Here is a 20,199-nt window from a genome sequence, read left to right as displayed (position 1 = left end):
CACCCTTTGGGGGGAGCAAATGCTTTGAAGAAGACAGTTGCTCCCACAGGTAGATGTGAGCTGCTTGCCGATTCGCTAGCCCAGCAGGCTCTCCAGGTTGGACAGGATCGAGGCTGCGTCGTAAGGCTTGCGCACCACCGGCACATGCTTGAGGTGCGCAGGAATGCTGACGCTGTCGCCATACCCGGTGGCGAACAGGAACGGTATGCCCAGGCGCGTCAGTGCGTCGGCCACGGCGATGGAGGTGCCGGTGCCCAGGTTGATGTCCAGGATCGCCACATCCGGCTCATGGCTGGTCAACAGCTTCAGCGCCTCGGCTTCGGAGCTGGCGGTGATGACGTCGTCGATCTGCGCATCGGCCAGAATCTGCTCCAGGCCCACGGCGATCACCAGCTGGTCTTCGAGAATCAGCACGCAGGCATCCACCAGCGCGGCGCAGTCGGGCAGCGCGGCGGGGACGGCGACGGTCGGGTTGTCGTGGCTGAAGTCCTCGACCAGGGTCAGGTGCCTGGCCGGGATCTTGAACACGCCATACAGGCCCTCCGGCCGGTACTCCACGGTGCTGCTGCCGCCCAGGTCGAAGGGGATGCTGCGCTCGATCAGCACCGAGCCAAAGCCGCTGCGGCTTGGCGGGCGCACGCTGGGGCCGCCGCGCTCGCACCAGATGATTTCGCAAGCGCCGCCGGCATCCACCGCCCAGGTCACCGACAGCCGGCCGCCGGCACGCGACAGCGCGCCGTACTTGGCGGCGTTGGTGGCCAGCTCGTGCAGCACCAGGGCCAGTACCGAGTAGGCCCGGGCATCGACGAGCAAGGCCGGGCCGTGCAGCTCCAGGGCCTCGGCCGAGGTGCGGTAGGGTGACAGTTCGGCTTCGAGCAAGGTGGCGAAGCGCCCGCCGCCGTCACCGCGCACGACCTGGTCGTGGGCCAGCGACAATGCCTGGATGCGGCCCTTGAGGGTGGCCACGTAGTTGTTCAGGCTCTGGTTCTCCGAGGCCGGGTGGGCCACCAGCGCGCCGATCAGCGAGAGGATGTTCTTGACCCGGTGGTTGAGCTCCTCGTTGAGCATGCGCTGGCGCACGTCGGCCTTGGAGCGCTCGTCGGCCAGCAGCTCGCTGTTGTGCAGGACCACTTCGACGATCGCGGCGCGGATCGCTTCGCCAAACTGGCGGTCCTGTTCGCTCCAGGGCAAGGCGTGCTGGTGCACGGTCTGCTTCCACACGGCAAAGCTCTTGCGCGGCGTCAGGCGTTCGCCCAGCGGGCCGCTTTCGTAGGTCTTGTTGGGGTCGCCCGCCCAGTCCAGGGTTTCTACCAGCTCCTTGCGAAACAGCATGAGGTAGTCCCTGGGGTGCTGGGACATCGGCACGATCAGCACGCCCGACACCTCGACGGCGTAGCCCTGGGCCGCGGGGTGGGCCATCGACAGGCTGTTGGAGGCCCAGGTGCGCCCCTCGGCGACACTTTCGGCAAAACTCAGCAGGCCGGGGATCGCCGCCTTGGGCGGGGTCAGGCCGTCGGCCGACCAGCGCCCCTGCAGCGCCATGCCGATGCCATCGCAAGGGATCAGGGCCTTGAAGTCGGCCAGGCGCGAGCGCAGCAGCGCCTCGATGTCGTCGGCGCGGTGGGCGTCGCGCAGCAGGTTGTCGAGCACCTGGCGTGCATGCGCGGCGGCTTGCAGGGTGTGCCTGGCGCGCAGGGTCTGCAGGTGCAGGGAGAAAAATTCGCCGAACATTTCCGCCGCCACCCGTTGGCCCATGGCCAGGCTGCGCGGTGCGTAATGGTGGCAGGCAATCAGGCCCCACAGGGCCCCGTCGACGATCACCGAAATGGACATCGAGGCGCCCACGCCCATGTTGCTCAGGTACTCGCAGTGGATCGGCGAGACGCTGCGCAGGTGCGCGTAGGAGAGGTCCAGCGGCTCGCCGGAGAGGTCCAGGACCGGCACGATGGGCACGGTCTTGAAGCGCGCATCGGAAATGATCCGTACCGGGTTGCGCAGGTACAGCGCACGGGCCTGCTGGGGGATGTCCGAGGCCGGGAAGTACTGCCCCAGGAAGCTTTCCAGGCCACTGCGCCTGGCCTCAGCCACCACCTTGCCGGCGCCGTCGGGGCCAAGCTGGTAGATCATCACCCGGTCATAGCCGAGCAGGGCGCGCACGCGCCGGGCCGTGTCCTGGATCAGCTTGTCCGAGCGCTCGATCTCGCGCAGCTGGGCGATCACCGTGCGCACCAGCTCCACCGGCTCGGCGATGCTCGCGCCGGAGGGCTCGAACTCGAGGATGACCGTGCCTTTGTAGATGTGCGCCGACACGTCGAACGCCTGGCCCGAGGCGACCACCACGCCGAACGACAGCGCCGGGCGCGAGGCCTCCTTGACCCGTGCCAGCGAGTTGCGCAGGGTGTGCGCGGCTTCGCTGCCGATCACTGCCTCCAGGCGCTGGCCATTGAGCTCGCTGGCGACGCCGAGCATGGCCTGGCTGTTGGCCGAATGGCGCAGGATGATGCTGGCCGAGGCGTTGCAGGCCAAGAGGCAGCCGTGCGGCTGGATGCTGCCAGGAATCTGGATGGGTTCGCGGTCACAGTTGGTCAAGTTGACCTGAGGTAGCACAGTCATAGGTTCCTGCCGGTTTCCCAAAGACCGGCTGCCTGTGTGACCGCCGAACATTTTCAGGTAAACGAAGTAGTTACATTCATGTTCAGTCTCGGAGTCTAGCTGGCGTGCCTGCCTTCGTCACCTTGGGCCCGCGCGCAGGGCAGGCGCTGCGCGAGGGCTCTGGCCAGGCCGTTCAGCCTTTGGCCGGTGCCGAGGCCAGGGGTTTGCGCCGGCTCATCAGGGCGTAGTAGGCCAGGGCCGGGAACAGCAGGCCGACCGCCCAGGCCAGGTCGATGCCCTGCAGGCTGCGCGCCACCGGCCCGACATACAGCGACGTGCTCATGAACGGCACCTCCAGCACGATGGTGGCCAGGAACACCGCGACCGCAATGCCATTGACCCGCCCATAGATGCCGCTGGGCGCGAAGATGTCGGCAATCCGGTACTCGCCTTTGCGCAAGGCGTAGTAGTCGACCAGGTTGATCGCCGTCCACGGGATCAGGAAGTAGCTCATGAAGAAGATGAAGTTGAGGAAGAACTGCAAGAAGTCATCCTGGGCCAGGGTGCACAGCCCAGTGGCCGCCGCGCAGATCACCAGCATGAAGCCGGCGCGCACGCGCGGGGTGACCTTGAGCGCGGCAAACGGCTCGATCACGGTCACGGTGGACATGAACGCGCCGTACAGGTTGAACACGTTGATGGCCACCTGGCCGTAGAGCACGAAGGCGAAGGTCAACAGCGTGCTGCCGCCAAGAAACCCGACCAGGTTCAGGCCGACGTTGTCGCTGAACCCGGCCATGCCCTTGGCCAGCAAGGCGCCCAGCACCATCATCCAGCTGCCGCCGAGCACCGTGCCCAGGTAGCTGTACCAGAACACCTGGCGGGTGCTGGTGCGGGTGGGCAGGTAGCGCGAATAGTCCGCCACGTAGGGGGCGTAGGACAGCTGCCAGGTCACCGCGATGCTCACCGAGGCCAGGAAGGCCACGCCATCGAAGCCCTGCAGCGCCCACTGCCCGGGCGCCGTCGGCAGCGCCAGGGCAAGCACCGTGGCGATGCCGAATACGCCGATGGAGGCCAGCGACAGCACCTTCTGGAAGCGGTGGATCAGGTTGTAGCCGAACAACGCCACCAGAAAGCAGGCCAGCCCCAGCAGCACGATGTTGACGCCATTGCCGAACGGGCTGGCGGCGGCCACCGCCTGGGCCGCCAGCAGGGTGTTGCTGACGAAGAAGCCCAGGTAGATGAGCATCACGAACAGCAGCGGCACGATGGCCCCGTATACGCCGAACTGCGCCCGGCTCTGGATCATCTGCGGGATGCCCAGGCGCGGCCCCTGGGCCGAATGCGAGGCCATGAACACCGCGCCGATCAACGAGCCCAGCACGATTGCCAGCACGCTCCAGAACAGGTTCAGGCCCAGGCTTATCGGCAGCACCCCGGCCGCGACCGTGGTGATGTTGGCGTTGGCGCCGAACCAGACGAAGAACAGCGAACGTGGCTCGCCGTGGCGTTCGTTTTCGGGGATGTAGTCGATGCTTCTGTTTTCAACTTTCATGACGGTTTCTCCAATCAACGTTCGGCAACGAGGCGGCTTTCGAGGCGCGCGATGGCCTCGACGAAGGCATCGGGCTGGAAGGCCAGGTGGTCGGGCTCGGTGGTGCGCAGCGAGGTGGCCGGCAGGTTGTGCAAGCGTCTGAGCAGCTGCTGGGTGCTGATCAGGTCGAGCCCGTAGATCCAGTTGGAGAGCATGAACAGCGCCGAATAGTGGGCGGCCTGGGTGGTGGCGGTGCAGGCGTCGGTGACCAGGGTCAGCTGGAAGTCGTGCTGGTAGGCGTCGAACAGGCTGGTGAGCACGCAGACGTCGGTCAGCACACCCGTCACGATCAGGTGGTGGATGCCGCGCCGGTGCAGCATCTGCACCAGCCGCGTGCCGTGGAAGGCGCTGTAGCGGTGCTTGTCGATCACCACGTCGCCGGCTTGCGGCGCCAGGGCATCGACAATATCCACTGCCTGGGTGCCGGCGCAGTACGTGGCGGGGCGGCCCTCTGCGTCGAGCGGTTCACCGTGCAGCAGGTCGTGGCCGTGGGCGTCGTTGACATGGCGGGTGTAGAACAGCGGGATGTTCAGCTTGCGCGCCGCGTCGATCAACGCGGCGGTGTGCTCGATCACGGAGTCGAAGCGTTCGAGGCTGAAGCCATCTTCCTTTTGCAGGTCGATGATGAGTAGGGCGGTCTGCTGGGTCATCAGGTTTCTTCCGGGTGCCACGGCCCGCGCAGCGCCATGCAGGCGCCGCAGGGGCTGTGCGGCAGAGGGAGGCAGCGGCCGGCGAGCGGCCACTGCCATGGGCGAGCATGCTTCGGGGAAGGACCTAGGCGACTATCTGCCAGAAACCGTTCTGCTTGGCGGCCACGCAGGCGCGCGGCCGTTTCAGGTGAACCTGGGAGGGGGCGGTGGCACGGCGCAGGTAGCCTTTCATGGCGCACGGTGCAGCGTCGTGTGTAAAGCCAGGAAGGTGGATGGACATGCGTTCATGCTCGTGGGGTTCGGGCATGCAAAAGCAATAACCAGGCCAGCCCCTCTCTCCTGTGGGAGCCGGCTTGCCGGCGATAGGGCCCGAACAGGCGGCAGATTGGGGTTAGTCTGCACCGGCCTTATTGCCGGCAAGCCGGCTCCCACAGGGGAGTGGGGTAGCATAGACCGGTGAATGTTACGAATGGTATGCGGCATACCATAAGACATTGGTACGCAACGTAACGCCCGTAACACCCGCGCCGGTGTACCATCCCGCCACCCTACATACAGCTCAGCAATCAGGAGACGCAATGATCAAGATCGGCGACGCACTGCCCGATGTGACCCTCTACCAGTACAGCGATGGCCAAGGCAGCTGCCCGCTGGGCCCGCAGGCGTTTTCCCTGCGCGAGCGCTGCGCCGGCAAAAAGGTGCTGATCTTCGGCCTGCCCGGCGCCTTCACCCCGACCTGCTCGGAGCGCCATGTCCCCGGCTACCTGGCCATGGCGCAGGCGCTGGCGGCTGCAGGCGTCGACGAAATCATCTGTGTGGCGGTGAACGATGCCTTCGTCATGCACGCCTGGGGCAAGACCTTCGCCGAACAAGGCCCGGTCAGCATGATCTCCGATGGCAATGCCGAGCTCACCGACGCCCTGGGGCTGGCCCAGGACGCCTCGGCCCGGGGCATGGGGCGGCGCTCCCAGCGTTATGCCTTGCTGGCCGATGACCTGGTGGTGAAACACCTTGCCGTGGATGCGCCAGGCAAGCTTGAAGTGAGCGATGCGCAGAGCATGCTGGCGGTCGTCTAGCGCTTGCCTGTTATGGCCCTATCGCCGGCAAGCCGGCTCCCACAGGGTTTTGGGTGGGAGCTGGTTTGCCGGCGGTCACGCTGCCGCCTTGCTTACGGCCTCGATCAACTGCGCCTTGCGCATGCGTGAACGGCCCGCGATGTTCAGGCTGCGCGCCCGCGCCAGCAGCTCCTGCTTGGTCATGTCCTGCAAGCTGTGCCCAGGCCGCGGCACGCCGTGCTTGGTCGCCACCGCGCGGCGCGCAGACGATTCGCGCGCCTTGGCCTTGGCGGCGGGGCTCTTGGCCTGGCCCGAGCCGCCCTTACGCTCGCCGCCGCCCGATTGCTTGTTGACCGTCGCCCAGGCCCGCGCCTCGGCTTCGTCCTTGCTCACGCCCTTGGCCTCGTAGCCTTGCTCGATGTGCTCGGCCTTGCGTTTCTGCTTGTCGGTGTACTTGCCTTTGTCTCCACGGGGCATGGTGAACCTCCTGCGCGTCGGTGGGTTGCCGTTCTATCAGCTCTGACTGCGGCGCAGCGCCGAAAGCACCGTTCACGGCATCGATAAGCCGACAAAATGATCTATACCCAATACGGCAGTCGCTCCTGACCCGTTGCAGCACACCGCCAGGCGCAATTCCAGAACCCTGTGAGCACAAGGAGTTTGTGATGGCGGATGCAAGCAAGAAAATGAGCCTGGTCGGGCTCACCACGCTGGTGACGGTGAACATGATGGGCTCGGGGATCATCCTGCTGCCCACCAACATGGCGCAGCTGGGCGCCGTTTCGCTGCTGTCCTGGGTGTTCACCGCCATCGGCTCGATGGCCATCGCCTACTGCCTGGCCCAGTGCGGGGTGTTCTGCACCCGCTCGGGCGGCTTGTCGGCCTACACCGAGGAGGCTCATGCGAAGTCGGGCTTCTTCCTCTGCTCCTACCTGTACTTTCTCTCCCTGGCCATCGCCAACGTGGCCGTGGCCATTTCCGCGGTGGGCTACATGACCGCCTTCGTGCCCTGGCTGGGCAGCGGGGCGATACCGCTGTGCGTGGGCACCATCGGGTTGATCTGGCTGACCACCATCGCCAATTTCGGCGGGCCGAAAATCACCGGCAAGATCGGCGCGTTCACCGTGTGGGGGGTGATCATTCCGGTGGCGGGGCTGAGTATCTTCGGCTGGTACTGGTTCAGGCCCGAGGTGCTCATGGCCGCCTGGAACCCCAACCAGCTGCCGATCTCCGAGGCCATCAGCAAGGCCATTCCGCTGACCCTGTGGGCGTTTCTGGGCATGGAGTCGGCCGCCCAGGCCACCGATGCCGTGGAAAACCCCCGGCGCAACGTGCCGCTGGCCTGCCTGTTCGGCACGCTGGGGGCTGCGGTGGTGTACGTGCTGTCGACCACGGTGATCCAGGGCATCATCCCCAACGCCGAGCTGGCCAAGTCGTCGGCGCCGTTCGCGCTGGTCTACGGCAGCCTGTTCGGCCCGGGGGTGGGCAGCGTGGTCATGGCCCTGGCGGTGATGGCCTGTGTCGGCTCGCTGCTGGGCTGGCAGTTCACCCTGGCGCAAACCGCCAAGATGACCGCCGACCAGGACCTGTTCCTCAAGCTGTTCGGCAAGGTCAATGCGATGAACGCTCCGGTGATCGGCATGACCGTGTGCGCCTTGCTGCAAACGGTGATGGCGCTGTCGACCATTTCCCCCGATGCCGCCGCCCAGTTCGGCAGGCTGGTCAGCCTGGCGGCGGTGACCAACCTCATCCCCTACATCACCGCGCTGACCGGCTTGCTAGTGATCATGCACAAGGCCGGGGTCAGCCCCGCGGTCTACACCCGCAACATGGTGGTGCTGCTGGTGGCCGTGGGCTACTCGCTGTACGCCTTGCACGCCTGCGGCCTGGAGGCGGTGATGGGCGGCACCCTGGTGCTGGCCATCGGTTACCTGCTGTACGGCTTCTTGGGCCAGAAGTTCACCGACAGCGCATCCACGCTCAAGCCGCCTGCGCCCTTGAGCAACAACGGCAGCAATGCCACCAGGTAGATCAGCGGCAGCTTGTAGTTGCCAAAGCCGTGGTCGCTGATCGAATAGCCCTGGGCCAGTTGCGCCAGCGTCGACCACTGCGCGGGCCAGTGCACGGCGGCGATGGCAACCAGGGTCACGACGATCAGCGCAGCGCTCGCCAGCCGGGTACCCAGGCCCAGCAGCAGGAGCAGCGGGGCGATCAGCTCGGCCCACATCGACACCTGCCAGTCGAACCCGGCGGAAAAGTGGTTGAAGGGGAAGGGGAAGTTGGCGTGGATCTGTTCGAACCAGTTCTCGCCACGCCACTTCTCCAGGCCCGATTCGAAGAACTCCCAGGCCAGAAACAGCCGCAAGGGCATGTCCCAGCCCCAGGCGGCGGCGCGGTCGAGTCGTTCGAAAGTCAGCTTGAGCGGGTTCACGGGGAATGCGGACATGGGTACCTCGGCGCTATCAATGGATGGGCCGCCAGGGTGACAGCCGCAGTTATCCGGGATATGTCCGCTACAGGTGCTGCGTGTATCGCTGTGTAGCACCGTGGCCATTGGCATAAATCAATGAGCCCCGGCGGTCCGATATAAACCTTCTCTGGGCAGGCAAGGCGCACACTCGAAGAAGCTCAGGCCTTCTGAGCATCGAGAGGTGCGTATGACCATTGGCAAAAGCTTCAGCGATATCGACCTTCCAGGCCCTGCAGCCGCCGATGACGACGACGATTGGCCAAGCGGGCAGGACGATGACGAAAGCGAGGAGGAGGGCGAGCAGGACCAAGGCGCCAAACCGCTCGACCCGGATGACTACGTCGACCAGTCAATGCTCAAGGAAAGCGAACGCGGCTCCGGCCACCCCGACCCGTCCAGGGCATCGGAAGCCGAGCGCTACAGTTATCAACCGTGGCAAAAGATGAAGCCGTGAACGGGCCTGCGGCTCAATCTTCGGAGCCTGTGCCCGGCAAGTACGGCAGCAACCGTTCGGTTTCCTTCTTCACCACTGCATAGCACTCGCAACTGAGCTGCTCCAGCCGGGCACGGTCGAGCACCCTGATGTTGCCCCGGCTGTACTCGATCACGCCCAGGCGCTGCAGTTTGCCGGCGGCGTCGGTCACCCCTTCGCGGCGCACCCCCAGCATGTTGGCGATCAGCTCCTGGGTCATGCACAGCCGATCGCCCGGCAAGCGGTCCAGCGACAGCAGCAACCAGCGGCACAGCTGCTGGTCGATCGAATGGTGCCGGTTGCACACCGCCGTCTGCGCCATCTGGGTAATCAAGGCCTGGGTGTAGCGCAGCATCAACATCATCAGCTCGCCATGGCGATTGAACTCGTCCTTGAGCCGCTGCCCCGGCAGGCGGTAGGCGTGCCCGGCGCTCTGCACGATGGCCCGGCTTGGCGTGCTCTCGCCCCCCATGAACACCGCAATGCCCACCAGCCCTTCGTTGCCGACGACCGAGATCTCGGCCGAGGCGCCGTTTTCCATCACGTACAGCAGCGAGACGATGGCATCGAGCGGGAAAAACACATGGCGCAGGGTATCGCCCGATTCGTAGATGGCCTTGCCCAGCGGCAGGGTCACCCGCTGCAGGTGCGGCTGCAGGCGGCTGAACGTCTCGCTGGACAGGGCAGCCAGCAGGTGGTTCTGCTGGGGAGTGTACGGCGCGGGCATGGGCGGACCATCGGAGGCGGCGGCTGACGCAACAAGGTTAGCCCAGCAGCGAAGGGCTGCGCTGGCATTGGGCGAGCACCTGGTGCAGCTTGCCGTCGTCCTTGAGCTGCAGCGTGGCCTGTTCGAGCAACTGGCCGTCCAGGCTCAGGGTCTGGCCGGGGTGGGCGCTGTTGCGCACCTCGATGCGGTAGTGGGTGTTGCCGTAGCGGTAGTGCAGCACGCAGCCCGGCCAGCCTTCGGGCAGCAGCGGGTTCAGGCGCAGGGTGTCGCCGCGGCGCTCCAGGCCCAGCAGGCTCTCGACGATCAGGCGGTACATCCAGCCGGCGGACCCTGTGTACCAGCTCCAGCCGCCGCGCCCGGCGTGGGGGGCGATGGCGTAGACGTCGGCGGCCATGACGTAGGGCTCGACCTTGTAGGTGTCGATCAGCCCGCTGTAGCCCTGGCGCAGCGGGTTGATCATGCGCAGCAGTTCCCAGGCCCGCTCGCCATCGCCCAGGCGGGCATAGGCCATGCACGCCCAGATCGCCGCGTGGGTGTACTGCCCGCCGTTTTCCCGCACCCCTGGCAGGTAGCCCTTGATGTAGCCCGGGTCCAGCGTGCCCTGGTCGAAGGGCGGGTCGAGCAGCTTGACGATGCCGGTGGTGCGCCGCACCAGGTGTTGGTCCAGCGCTGCCATGGCGGTGCGCGCACGCTCGCCGCCAGCGACCCCCGACAGCACCGCCCAGCTCTGCGCCAGGGAGTCGATGCGGCACTCCTGGTTGCTTGCCGAGCCCAGCACCTGGCCATCGTCGAACCAGGCGCGGCGGTACCAGCCGCCGTCCCAGGCGTGGCGTTCGAGCTGCTGCGCAAGGGCGGCGGCCTGGGTCGTGCAGCGCAGCGCGAAGGCGCTGTCGCCGTGGCCCAGGGCCAGGCCGGCGAAGGCCCGCAGCACTTCATGGCCGAAGAAGCCCAGCCACACGCTTTCGCCGCGGCCTTGTTCGCCGACCCGGTTCATGCCGTCGTTCCAGTCGCCGCTGCCGATCAGCGGCAGGCCGTGCACCCCGCACTGCAAGGCGTGGCCAAGGGCGCGCTGGCAATGCTGGTAGAGGCTTTCGACCTGCGGCGAATGGCCGGGCAGGTCGTAATAGGACTCTTCGCCGGCATTCAGCGCGCGGCCTTGCAGGTAGCCGACCGGTTCATCCAGCACCGTGGTGTCGCCGGTCAGTTCCACGTAGCGGCTGGCCGCCAGCGGCAGCCACAGCAGGTCGTCGGAGCAGCGTGTGCGCACCCCGCGCTGCAGCGGCGGGTGCCACCAGTGCTGCACATCGCCTTCGATATATTGATGCGCGGCGCAGGTCAGCAGGTGCTGGCGCGCCACTGCCGGGGCAGCGTGGAGCATGGCCATGCTGTCCTGCAACTGGTCACGAAAACCGATCGCGCCTCCAGATTGGTAGAAGCCGCTGCGCGCCCAGAACCGGCAGGCGATCACCTGGTACAGCAACCAGCCGTTGGCCAGCACATCCAGCGAGGGTTCGGGGGTTTCGATGCGCACGCTGCCCAGGGTGCGCTGCCAGTAGGCCTGGACCTGCTCGAACGCATCCATGGCCGCCTGCAGGCCGCGGTGGGCCAGCACGCACTGGCTGGCGGCCTGGCCGTCCGCCGCCGCGCCCAGGCGGAACACCACCTCCTGGCTGGCACCGGGCTCCAGCAGCAGGCTGACCTGCAGCGCCGCGCAAGGGTCCAGGCCCGCGCCGGTGCGCCCCGACAGCCGCGCCTGGCGCAGGCCGGCGGGTGCCTGGCTGTCGCCGATGCGGCCGATGAACTCGCTGCGGTCACAGGTGTGGCCGGTGGGGGGCGGGTCGCAATCGACAAAGGCCACGTGACGGGAGAACTCGACGGCGTAGCGGTTACGGGCGAACAGCGCGCCGCTTACCGGGTCCACCTCGCTGACCACATGCTGGGCGGTCTTGCTGCGCAGGTCGCCCAGTACCCATTCGGCAAAGCAGGTCACGCTCAAGCGCCGGGTTCGTGCCGAGCGGTTGTGCAGCTTGAGCCGGCAGAACTTGACCGGGGCCTCCAGCGCCACGTGCACCCACAGCTCGCTGTGCAGGTCGTGGTCGGCGTATTCGAACACGCTGTAGCCAAAACCATGCCGGGTGCGGTACTGGCCGGGGCCCGGGCAGGGCTGCGCGGTGGCCGACCAGTACTGGCCGCTGTCCTCGTCGCGAAGGTACAAGGCCTCGCCGCTGGGGTCGCAGACCGGGTCGTTGTGCCAGGGCGTCAGGCGGTACTCGTGGGCGTTCTGGTACCAGCTGTAGGCACTGCCGGCCTCCGACACCACGCTGCCGAATTGCGCGTTGGCCAGCACGTTGACCCATGGCGCCGGTGGCGGTTTGCCCGCAACCAGGGGCATGACGTACTCGCGCCCGTCGGCGCTGAAGCCGCCGTAGGCATTGGCCAGCAGCAGCGGCGCCGGCGGCTCCGGCGCCTGGCGCACGGGCGCGGGGCCGGCGGGCACCGGGGTGGCCTCGAAGGGCGCCGGTGCCGGGGGCGCGCGGTGCTGGCGCAACTGCTCGGTGAGGGTCCCGCGGCTGTCGTTGAGCACCAACCGGGCGACCGACAGGGTGAGGATGCGGTCTTCTTCGGACAACTGCTGCGCAGGCCGCACGAAGATGCCACCGGGGCGGTCGAGCAGCGGCGCTTCGCTGCCCGAGGCGACGATGCCCATGATCAGCTCCTGCAGCTGCTGGCGGTAGCCGGCCTGGTCTTCGTTCCAGATCACCAGGTCCAGCGCCAGGCCTTTCTGGCGCCAGTAGGCGTGGGCCAGCACCAGTTGCCGGACCAGCTGGATGTTGGCCGCATCGCCGATCTGCACCAGCACGATCGGCAAGTCGCCCGAGAGCCCCTGGCCCCACAACCCGGACTGGTTGCGCCGGTTGCGTGCCAGCAGCCCAGGGTCGGCGCGCAGGGACGCATTGGGGTAGATCACCGAGGCGGCCATCTGCTCGAACAGCCGGGCATCGGACAACGAGCCGTTGAGCTGGCGCAACAGCACCTGGCTGTGCGGCCAGGCCAGGTCGAACACTCGGTCGGCCAGGTGGCGGTCGCGGTACTTGGCGATCAGCTGCAGGCAGGCATCGCGGCTGTCGGCGACCCCGGTGACCAGGTCGACGGTGGCGGCCTGGCCGGGCGCCAGGGTAATGCGGCAGCGGATCGCCACGATCGGGTCGAGCACCGCGCCGGCACTGCCGGACAGCGCTTCGCAGTCCCGTGCCAGTGCCGCCGGCGCCGCCAGCGTGCGGCCACGGCCGATGAACCGGGCGCGGTCGGTTTCATAGGACAGCGCGTCGATATCGGCGCCATGCACCGCCAGCACATGGCACAGCCAGGGCGTGGCCTCCTGCAGCGAGCGCGGCCGGCGGGTGCAGAGAATCGCCTGCAGCGGGCGCAGCAGCTCGGTCTGCACGAACAGTTTGCTGAAGGCCGGGTGCAGCGCATCGCTCATGGCCTGGGCCAGCACCACTTCGGCGTAGCTGGTCAGCTCCAGGGTACGGGGCTGGTCGCCATGGTTGGTCAGGTGCAGGCGGCGCAGCTCGATGTCGTCTTCCGGGGACACGGCAATTTCGGTGTGGCAGTCGAAATTGCGCTCGCGGATGCGGAATTCGGCCTTGCCGTCGCTGAAGATCGCCTCCTGGTGCGCAGCCCGGTGCCGGGTCGGCTGAAAGCTGGTGGACCAGTAGGCGCCGCTGGTGACGTCGCGCAGGTAGCAGAAGTTGCCAAGCTCGTCGTGGCTGGCATCTTCGCGCCAGCGGGTGACTGCCATGTCGCCGCGCTGGCTATAGCCGCTGCCCAGGTGGTTGAGCATGACGTGGTAGCGGCCGTTGGAAAGCAGCTGCACGGCCGGGTGGCGCCGGTGCGCTTCGCTGAACACCCGCAGCCGGGTTTCGCTGGCGCGCTGCCCGGCCTCCGGCGCCGGGGCCTGCAGCGTGTGCAGGTACGGCGCGGCGGTTTTCGGCACGCGTTCCTGCAACAGCAACATGCTGGCCTGGAACGGCGGCGCCGAGGCAAAGCGCCGCTGCATGGGCCGGTTCAGCAGCAAGGCGGTGAGGGCAAGAAAACTCATGCCCTGGTGGTGGGCCATGAACGAGCGAATGACCACGCTGGTTTGCCCCGGTGGCAGCCGCGCCTCGCTGTAGTCCACGGCTTCGTACAGCCCGTAGCGGCCGGCCAGGCCGAGGCCGGCCAGGCGCTGCAGGTTACGGCAGGCGGCGGCGGGCGCCACCATCAAGGCCAGAGCGCTGGCGTAGGGCGCGACCACGCGCTCCTCACCCAGGCCACGCTTGAGCCCCAGGCCCGGCACGCCAAAGGCCCGGTACTGGTAGTTGAAGTGCGCATCGAGCACGTTGTAGGCCGACTCCGAGACGCCCCAGGGCAGGCCCAGCAGGTTGCCATGCTCGATCTGCCGGCTGACCGCAGCCTGGCAGGTCTGGTCGAGCAGGGTGCCCTCGTAGCTGGGCATCACCAGCAGCGGCATCAGGTACTCGAACATCGAGCCGGACCAGGACAGCAGCACCGGCACCCCGGCATTGCTGGTGAGCAGCCGGCCCAGGGCGAACCAGCTGTCCTGCGGCACCTGGCCCTGGGCGATGACGACGAAGTTGGTCAGGCGCATTTCCGAGGCCAGCAGGTCGTAGAAGGCGGCGTCCAGGCGGTGTTCGTCGGCGTTGTAGCCGATGGCGAAGAGGTCGCGGTGGGGGTCGTAGAGAAAGCGGAAATCCATGACGGCCAGGGCCGTGATGCGCTTGGCCAGTGCCTGGGCCTGGGCGATGCGCTGGCGGGCGAGTGCGCGCACATTGCTTGCGGCCAGGCGTTCGGCAGGGGGCCACTGGTCGGTCTGCAGTTGGGCCAGCTGTTGCCAGGTCTGGCCGGTTGCCGGCACCGGGTCGTTGCCGGGCGGCAGCTGCAAGCCCTGCAGTTCGGTGCTGAGGTCCAGGCACTGGGCCTGCAGGGCTTGCAGCCAGAACGTGCAGTCATCGCCAGCATCAGGCGAAGGGGGCAGGCCTTGCAGCTGTTCACCCAGTTGCAGCAGGGTGGCGGGCAGGTCCTGCGGTTGCCCGTGGGCCAGTTGCAGCTGATCGCGCAGGGCGCTCAGCGCGCCAGGGTCGCGTTCGGCGCTGGCGAACGTCTCGAGCAAGGTGTCCAGTGTATCCAGCAGGCCTTGGGTCACGCGCGAGTCCAGCAGCGGCGTTTCGGCCATCTCCAGAAGGCCCGGGCGCAAGGTCAGCAGCAGCGCGCAGAGGTTGCCGCTGTCCACCGCCGAGATGTACAGCGGCGCCAGGGGCTTGAGCATCTGGGTGTCGTACCAGTTGTAGAAGTGGCCCTTGTAGCGCTCCAGGCTGGCCATGCTGTCGAGCATCTGCGCCAGGCGCTCGAACAGGCGGCCGGCGCTGAGGTAGCCGAAGTCGTGGGCGGCCAGGTGCGAGAGCAGCGCCATGCCAAGGTTGGTCGGCGAGGTGCGGTGGGCGATGCTGGCGAAGGGCGGCTCTTGCAGGTTGTCGGGCACCAGCCAGTGGTCCGCCGGGCCGACCTGGTTGTCGTAGAACGCCCAGTTGCTGCGGGCCAGGCGGTGCAGGAAGCGCAGGTCTGCCGTGGACGGTGCAAACGCTGCGCGCCCGTGTGGCCGGCTGAGCCACCAGGCCAGCGCCGGGCCCAGCACCCACAGGGTGAGAATCGGCGAGGCCAGCAACAGCACGGCGGGCTTGGCCAGCAAGGCCGCGGCCAGCAGCAGGGCCAAAGCCGGCTGCAGCCACTGCTGGCGGTACACCGCCGGCAGGCTGTCGGCGCTGCTGCGTTCATCTTCGCGCGAGGGGTTCCATTGCAGCAGGCGGCGCTTGCTCACCAGCAGCCGCCACAATGTGCGCAGGATGGCGTCCAGGCTGTTGCCGGCCTCGAACGGCAGCCACGCCAACGACAGCCCGGCCCGCACGAAGAAGGTGCCCGAGGTGCGCAGGGCCGCACGCAGGTGTTGGCCAAACGGCACATCGGTGGTCTTGTCGAGCAATTCGAGCAGGCTGTCCAGCAGCGGGCGTGTCAGCAGCAAGCCGAGCAGCGCCACTGTCCAGGCCAACGGCGTGGCGCTGGCCAGCCAGCCCCATAGCAGCACCGCCAGCAGCGCTGCCGGCTCCAGGCTGCGGCGCAGGTTGTCGAAGATCTTCCAGCGCGACAGGGCGCTGAGTGCGCCGCGTGCCTGGCCGTTGCCGGGCAGCAGCCAAGGCAGCAATTGCCAGTCGCCGCGGACCCAGCGGTGGCGGCGCTTGATATCGGCGCTGTAGCGCGCCGGGTAAGCTTCGAACAACTGCACGTCGCTGAGCAGGCCGGCGTGGGCGTAGCAGCCTTCGATCAGGTCGTGGCTGAGCACGCGATTGTCGGCGAAGCGCCCGTCCAGGGCGCGCTCGAAGGCGTCCACCGCATAGATGCCCTTGCCGATGAAAGAGCCGCTGAGAAACAGGTCCTGGTAAACGTCGGAAACGGCCTGGGTATAGGGGTCGACCCCGGCATCGCTGCCGTACAGGCGGGCGTAGGTCGAGCGCGCCACGCTCGGCAGGCTAATGCCTACCCGCGGCTGCAGGATCGCGTAGCCTGCGCAGATACGCCCTGTGTGCGGGTCGAAACGCGCACGGTTCAACGGGTGCTGCAGGGCGCCGACCAGTTTCTGCGCCACCCCGTGCGGCAGCTGGGTGTCGGTGTCCAGGGTGATCACATAGCGCACCTGCCCGAGCGCCTGCAGGTCGCCGACGATGCGCATGAAGCAATCGCCGCCGCGCCCACGCAACAGGGCATTGAGCGCGGCGAGCTTGCCGCGCTTGCGCTCCAGGCCCATCCACACGCCTTCGCTGGCGTTCCACAGCCGAGGCCGGTGCAGCAGCAGGAAGCGGCCGCCGTATTTGAGGTTCAGGGCGCGGATACCTTCGCTGGCCTGGTCGAGCAGCGCCAGGTCGCCGGCGCAGGTCTGCGCCTGGGCATCCATGAAGTCGCTGAGCAGGGCGAAGTGCAGGTGCGCGTCGCGGTTGGCCAGAAAGCGCACCTCCAGGCCTTCGACCAGCTCCTCGACATCCTCGGCGGTCGCCAGCAGGGTCGGCACCACCACCAGCGTGCAGGCCTCGGCCGGGATGCCGGCGGTGTAGTCCAGGCGCGGCAGGAAGGCCGGCTTCACGGTCAGGGTCACCAGCCAGTTCACCAGGCCGATGGCCAGGCGGCTGGTGCACAGTAGCAGCGGTACGGCCATGGCCGCGGTCACCCACAGCGGCCAGCCGGCGAGGTCGATGGCCCGCACGAACCCCCAGGCCAGCAGGCACGACAGCAGCACCACCGGCACCAGGTAAAAGGCCAGCGGCGCGCGGTGCAGCAGGCGCTGCCAACGCTCGCCAAGGCCGACCCGCGCCTGCAGCCGGCGCTCCAGCGCGGGCAGGCCGGCGCCGGCCAGGTAGTAGCCGACGTGCTCGGCCGCCTCCCCAGCCGGCGCAGCCGCTGCCTGCGCGAGCTCGATGGCGACCTGCGCCACGGCCTCTTCGCTGAAGGCGCTGTAGCGTGCCAGGCGCTCGACGATGTGCCGGTAATGGTCGCGGCTGGCAAAATCCATGGCCGGGTAGACTGCGGCCGGGTCGCGGCAAAGGGCCTGCTCCACGTGGCTCAGGTGCTCGACGAACAGCCGCCAGTCGATGGTCGAGAGCAGCCGCAAGCTGCCGATGCTGTTGCTGATCGACACCTGGTCGATGGCCTGTTGCTGGGCATCGAGCTGCACATAGCGCTCGATGCTCAGCGCCGATTCGGCAAGCACCTGCTCGACCCAGGCCAGCGGCTGGGTCAGGGTGGCGCTGTGGCCTTGCAGGCGCCTGGCCAGTTCGGCGACGAAGGCGGCGGTCATCGGTGGGTCCGAGCGGGCCATGTCGGCCACCACCAGCACCACGCTCTTGGCATCGCGCTCGGCGGTTTCGCCCAGGCGGTCGGCCCAGGTATTGGCCTGGTCGCGGTCGGCCCAGTTGGCCATGACCCGCGCCGCCACCCGCCGCAGGTTTTCGATCAGCGCCAGGCGCAGCATGATCGGGATCGCCCACAGCTCGCCGAGGGTCAGCGTGGCGGTTTGCTGATAGGCCTCGACGAACCGGCTCAGGCTCTCGGCATCGAAGCGGCCATCGCCGTGGGAGATGGTTTCCAGGGCGATGTCATAGACCCGTGGCAGGCCGGTCGAGGGGCCGCTGTCCAGGCGCGGCAGCTGCAGGCTGTAGTCGCTGGGCAGGTGGCGCTTGGCGATGCGGATATGGGTTTCGACCAGGTAGAAGTTGTCCAGCAGCCACTGCGCCGCAGGCAACGCCGGGCGTGAGCCGGGCAGGGCGGCGGCGAGCGCGGCGCAGCTGCTGGCGAGCATGCGTTCGTTGTCGGCCAGGCGGCCGAGCAGCGCATCGTCGGCGGGGAGCTGGCTCAGGCGGTGCTGGCTGGCCAGCAAGGTACCGTGTTCGGCCATCTGCCGGGCGTTGTACAACCCCGAGCGCAGCAGGCTTTCGTAGCTGAACCGGTGGCGCGGCGAGCGCCAGCGGCGGGCAAGCCCTGGGAGGCGTTTGACGAAGGCGAGTGCGCGAAGCCAAGGGTTGTTCATCAGGAGCCTGGGGTACCGAGGAGTAGCCGGTCAGCGTCCAGTCTGACGTGGGCCGCCCGGGCGGTCTGTTCGGTAGCGAACAGACCCTTGGGCGCTGGCTTGTCGGGAGGACGAATTACCCTCTATCGTGTGGACTCCCGAGGGTTGGATACCCCCTGACAGCAAGGAGCAACGCTGATGTTCCCACTCGATACCTGGCTTGCGTACACCCTGGCCTGCCTGCTGCTGGTCATGTCCCCGGGGCCGGACAACCTGCTCGCCATCGGCCGTGGCCTGAGCCAGGGCAAGGCTGCGGCGATTGCCTCGGGGCTGTCGTCGGGCGTTGGCATTCTCTTTCACGTAACTGCAGCTGCGCTTGGCCTGACCTTGCTGATGCAGACCTCGGCGGTGGCGTTCTGGGTGGTCAAGCTGATTGGCGCGGGCTACCTGCTGTGGCTGGGCATCAAGGTGCTGCGCAGCCGCAACCTGTTCAATTTCGAGCCGGTGGCGCGCCAGTCGCTGCCGAGCATCTTCCTGACCGGCTTTCTTTCGGCGGCGCTCAACCCCAAGCCAGGCCTTTTCGTGCTTGCGTTCATCCCGCAGTTCGTCGACCCGCAACGCGGCTCGGTGACCGTGCAGATGCTGGTGTACGGGCTGTGGTTCGCGGTGCTGACCGCCGTTGGCTTTGCCCTGATGGGGGTGTTTGCCACCGCGCTTACCCGCTCGTTGCGTGAGCGCCCAAGGTTGGTGAAGGGGCTGAATGTGGGCGCGGGCGCGACCTTCGTGGCCTCGGGCGTGTCGATCGTGGCGCTCGGGCAGAAGTGAAAAAGCCGCCCGGTGCACGGGCGGCTTCTGCGTGGCTTACGCGGTGTACGGCGGGTAGTCGAGGTAACCTTCGATACTGCCGCCATAGTAGGTATCGCGGTTGGGCTGGGTCAGCGGCCAGCCGTTCCTGAAGCGCGCGACCAGGTCGGGGTTGGCGATGAACGGCTGGCCGAACGCCGGCAGGTCGATCAGGCCGCTTGCCACCAGCGCCTGGGCACGCTCGACGGTCAGGTCGCCGGCCAGGATCAAGGTGGTCGAGCCCAGTGCCTGGCGGCAATTGCGCAGCAGCGCGTTCAACGCCTGTTCACGGGCTTGGGCGGTTTCCGAACGCAGGAAGAAATGCGTCTGGTCCATCACGTGCACGTAGGCAATGCCGCGCTGGCCCAGGCCTGCGCAAAGCGCGCCGTAGGTCTCGTCGATCTGCGGGTACAGCGGCATGTCCATCAGCTGGCCGTAAGGCGAGATGCGAATGCCCACCCGCGCCTTGCCAATGCGCGCACTCACCGCATCGACCACCTCGAACACGAAGCGCAGGCGGTTTTCCAGGCTTTGCGGGCCGTAGTGGTCGGTGCGGTCGTTGACCTGCGGGTTGAGGAACTGCTCGATCAGGTAGCCATTGGCGCCGTGGATCTCGACGCCGTCAAAACCGGCTTCGATGGCATTGGCCGCTGCCTGGGCAAAGTCGCGGACCACCCGCGCCACCTCGTTGGTGGCGAGCTGGCGTGGCACCGAGGTCTGCAGGAAGCCTGCCGCGCCTTGTTCGTCGTAGCCGAAGGCGAAAGCGCCCGCGGCCACCTTGCTGCTGGCGCTGACCGGCGCTGCGCCGCCTGCCTGGATCGAGGTGTGCGAGACGCGGCCGACGTGCCACAGCTGCGCGAAGATCTTGCCGCCGACGCTGTGCACCGAGTCGGTGACCAAACGCCAGCCGGCGATCTGCTCGGGGGTGTAGATGCCTGGGTTGAACAGGTAACCCTGGCCTTCACGGGAGATTGGCGTGCCTTCCGAAACGATCAGGCCAGCCGTTGCTCGCTGGGCGTAGTAGAGCGCCGTCTCGACGGTGGGGATGTCCTGCGGTGAACGCGAGCGCGTCATCGGCGCCATGACGAAACGGTTGCCGAGGGTTTGATCGCCAAGTGTGTAGGGGTCGAACAGGCTCATTGAGCGCCTCCGTAAGGTGTGAATCGCAGGCTGTGCTGCGCCGGA

At 67.4% G+C, this 20,199-nt stretch carries 13 protein-coding genes; 4 read left to right on the top strand and 9 right to left on the bottom strand.

Translation table 11 applies throughout. The annotated features are described in order from the left end of the window. Positions 1-75 precede the first annotated feature (75 nt). From L6D75_RS02470 to L6D75_RS02455, 4 genes are all read right to left on the bottom strand, one after another. Positions 76-2,613: an HWE histidine kinase domain-containing protein gene (locus tag L6D75_RS02470; protein ID WP_176515548.1), complete on the bottom strand. Its 2,538-nt coding sequence runs from the start codon at positions 2,611-2,613 to the stop codon at positions 76-78. A 172-nt stretch (positions 2,614-2,785) separates the two neighbouring features. Then, positions 2,786-4,147 (bottom strand): purine-cytosine permease family protein, encoded by a 1,362-nt coding sequence (locus L6D75_RS02465; RefSeq protein WP_176515547.1) that lies wholly within the window; start codon positions 4,145-4,147, stop codon positions 2,786-2,788. A 14-nt stretch (positions 4,148-4,161) separates the two neighbouring features. Next, positions 4,162-4,836 (bottom strand): cysteine hydrolase family protein, encoded by a 675-nt coding sequence (locus tag L6D75_RS02460; protein WP_176515545.1) that lies wholly within the window; start codon positions 4,834-4,836, stop codon positions 4,162-4,164. Positions 4,837-4,960: 124 nt separating this feature from the next. Next, a complete protein-coding gene (locus tag L6D75_RS02455) occupies positions 4,961-5,116 on the bottom strand; it encodes a hypothetical protein (RefSeq protein ID WP_176515542.1) in 156 nt (51 codons plus the stop codon). A 298-nt stretch (positions 5,117-5,414) separates the two neighbouring features. On the opposite strand from L6D75_RS02455, the gene L6D75_RS02450 reads away from it, so the two are divergent. Then, positions 5,415-5,912 (top strand): peroxiredoxin, encoded by a 498-nt coding sequence (locus tag L6D75_RS02450; protein WP_176515540.1) that lies wholly within the window; start codon positions 5,415-5,417, stop codon positions 5,910-5,912. 75 nt (positions 5,913-5,987) lie between these two features. Here the strand turns inward: L6D75_RS02450 and L6D75_RS02445 are convergent, their stop codons facing one another. Further along, positions 5,988-6,368, bottom strand: coding sequence for a Rho termination factor N-terminal domain-containing protein (locus L6D75_RS02445; RefSeq protein WP_176515538.1), 381 nt, complete (start codon positions 6,366-6,368; stop codon positions 5,988-5,990). A gap of 188 nt (positions 6,369-6,556) precedes the next feature. Here L6D75_RS02445 and potE point away from each other — a divergent pair, with 188 nt between their 5' ends. After that, entirely contained in the window at positions 6,557-7,921 is a 1,365-nt protein-coding gene (gene potE / locus L6D75_RS02440) for a putrescine-ornithine antiporter (RefSeq protein WP_176515536.1), read from the top strand. Here potE and L6D75_RS02435 read toward each other — a convergent pair. Next, positions 7,819-8,262 (bottom strand): HvfX family Cu-binding RiPP maturation protein, encoded by a 444-nt coding sequence (locus tag L6D75_RS02435; protein WP_443096555.1) that lies wholly within the window; start codon positions 8,260-8,262, stop codon positions 7,819-7,821. The genes potE and L6D75_RS02435 overlap by 103 nt on opposite strands. A gap of 286 nt (positions 8,263-8,548) precedes the next feature. Here L6D75_RS02435 and L6D75_RS02430 point away from each other — a divergent pair, with 286 nt between their 5' ends. Beyond that, positions 8,549-8,815, top strand: coding sequence for a hypothetical protein (locus L6D75_RS02430; protein ID WP_176515533.1), 267 nt, complete (start codon positions 8,549-8,551; stop codon positions 8,813-8,815). A gap of 13 nt (positions 8,816-8,828) precedes the next feature. On the opposite strand, the gene L6D75_RS02425 is transcribed toward L6D75_RS02430, so the two are convergent. Together L6D75_RS02425 and L6D75_RS02420 are read right to left on the bottom strand one after the other, a co-directional pair. Beyond that, positions 8,829-9,560, bottom strand: a complete 732-nt coding sequence (locus L6D75_RS02425; protein WP_176515531.1) for a Crp/Fnr family transcriptional regulator — start codon at positions 9,558-9,560, stop codon at positions 8,829-8,831. A gap of 37 nt (positions 9,561-9,597) precedes the next feature. Further along, positions 9,598-18,192 (bottom strand): glycoside hydrolase family 94 protein, encoded by an 8,595-nt coding sequence (locus L6D75_RS02420; RefSeq protein ID WP_176515529.1) that lies wholly within the window; start codon positions 18,190-18,192, stop codon positions 9,598-9,600. A gap of 177 nt (positions 18,193-18,369) precedes the next feature. On the opposite strand from L6D75_RS02420, the gene L6D75_RS02415 reads away from it, so the two are divergent. Beyond that, the gene (locus L6D75_RS02415; protein ID WP_176515527.1) at positions 18,370-18,996 is read left to right on the top strand and encodes a LysE family translocator; all 627 of its coding nucleotides are present in this window, start codon (positions 18,370-18,372) and stop codon (positions 18,994-18,996) included. Positions 18,997-19,032: 36 nt separating this feature from the next. Here L6D75_RS02415 and L6D75_RS02410 read toward each other — a convergent pair whose 3' ends face one another. Further along, positions 19,033-20,154 carry an alkene reductase gene (locus L6D75_RS02410; protein WP_176515526.1) on the bottom strand — a complete coding sequence of 374 codons (1,122 nt, stop codon included), beginning with the start codon at positions 20,152-20,154 and terminating at the stop codon, positions 19,033-19,035. Between the last annotated feature and the right edge of the window lie 45 nt (positions 20,155-20,199).

Origin of the sequence: Pseudomonas faucium, assembly GCF_021602585.1 — a bacterium.
Taxonomy (GTDB): Bacteria; Pseudomonadota; Gammaproteobacteria; order Pseudomonadales; family Pseudomonadaceae; genus Aquipseudomonas; species Aquipseudomonas faucium.
This window is presented reverse-complemented; position numbering and strand designations above follow the sequence as displayed.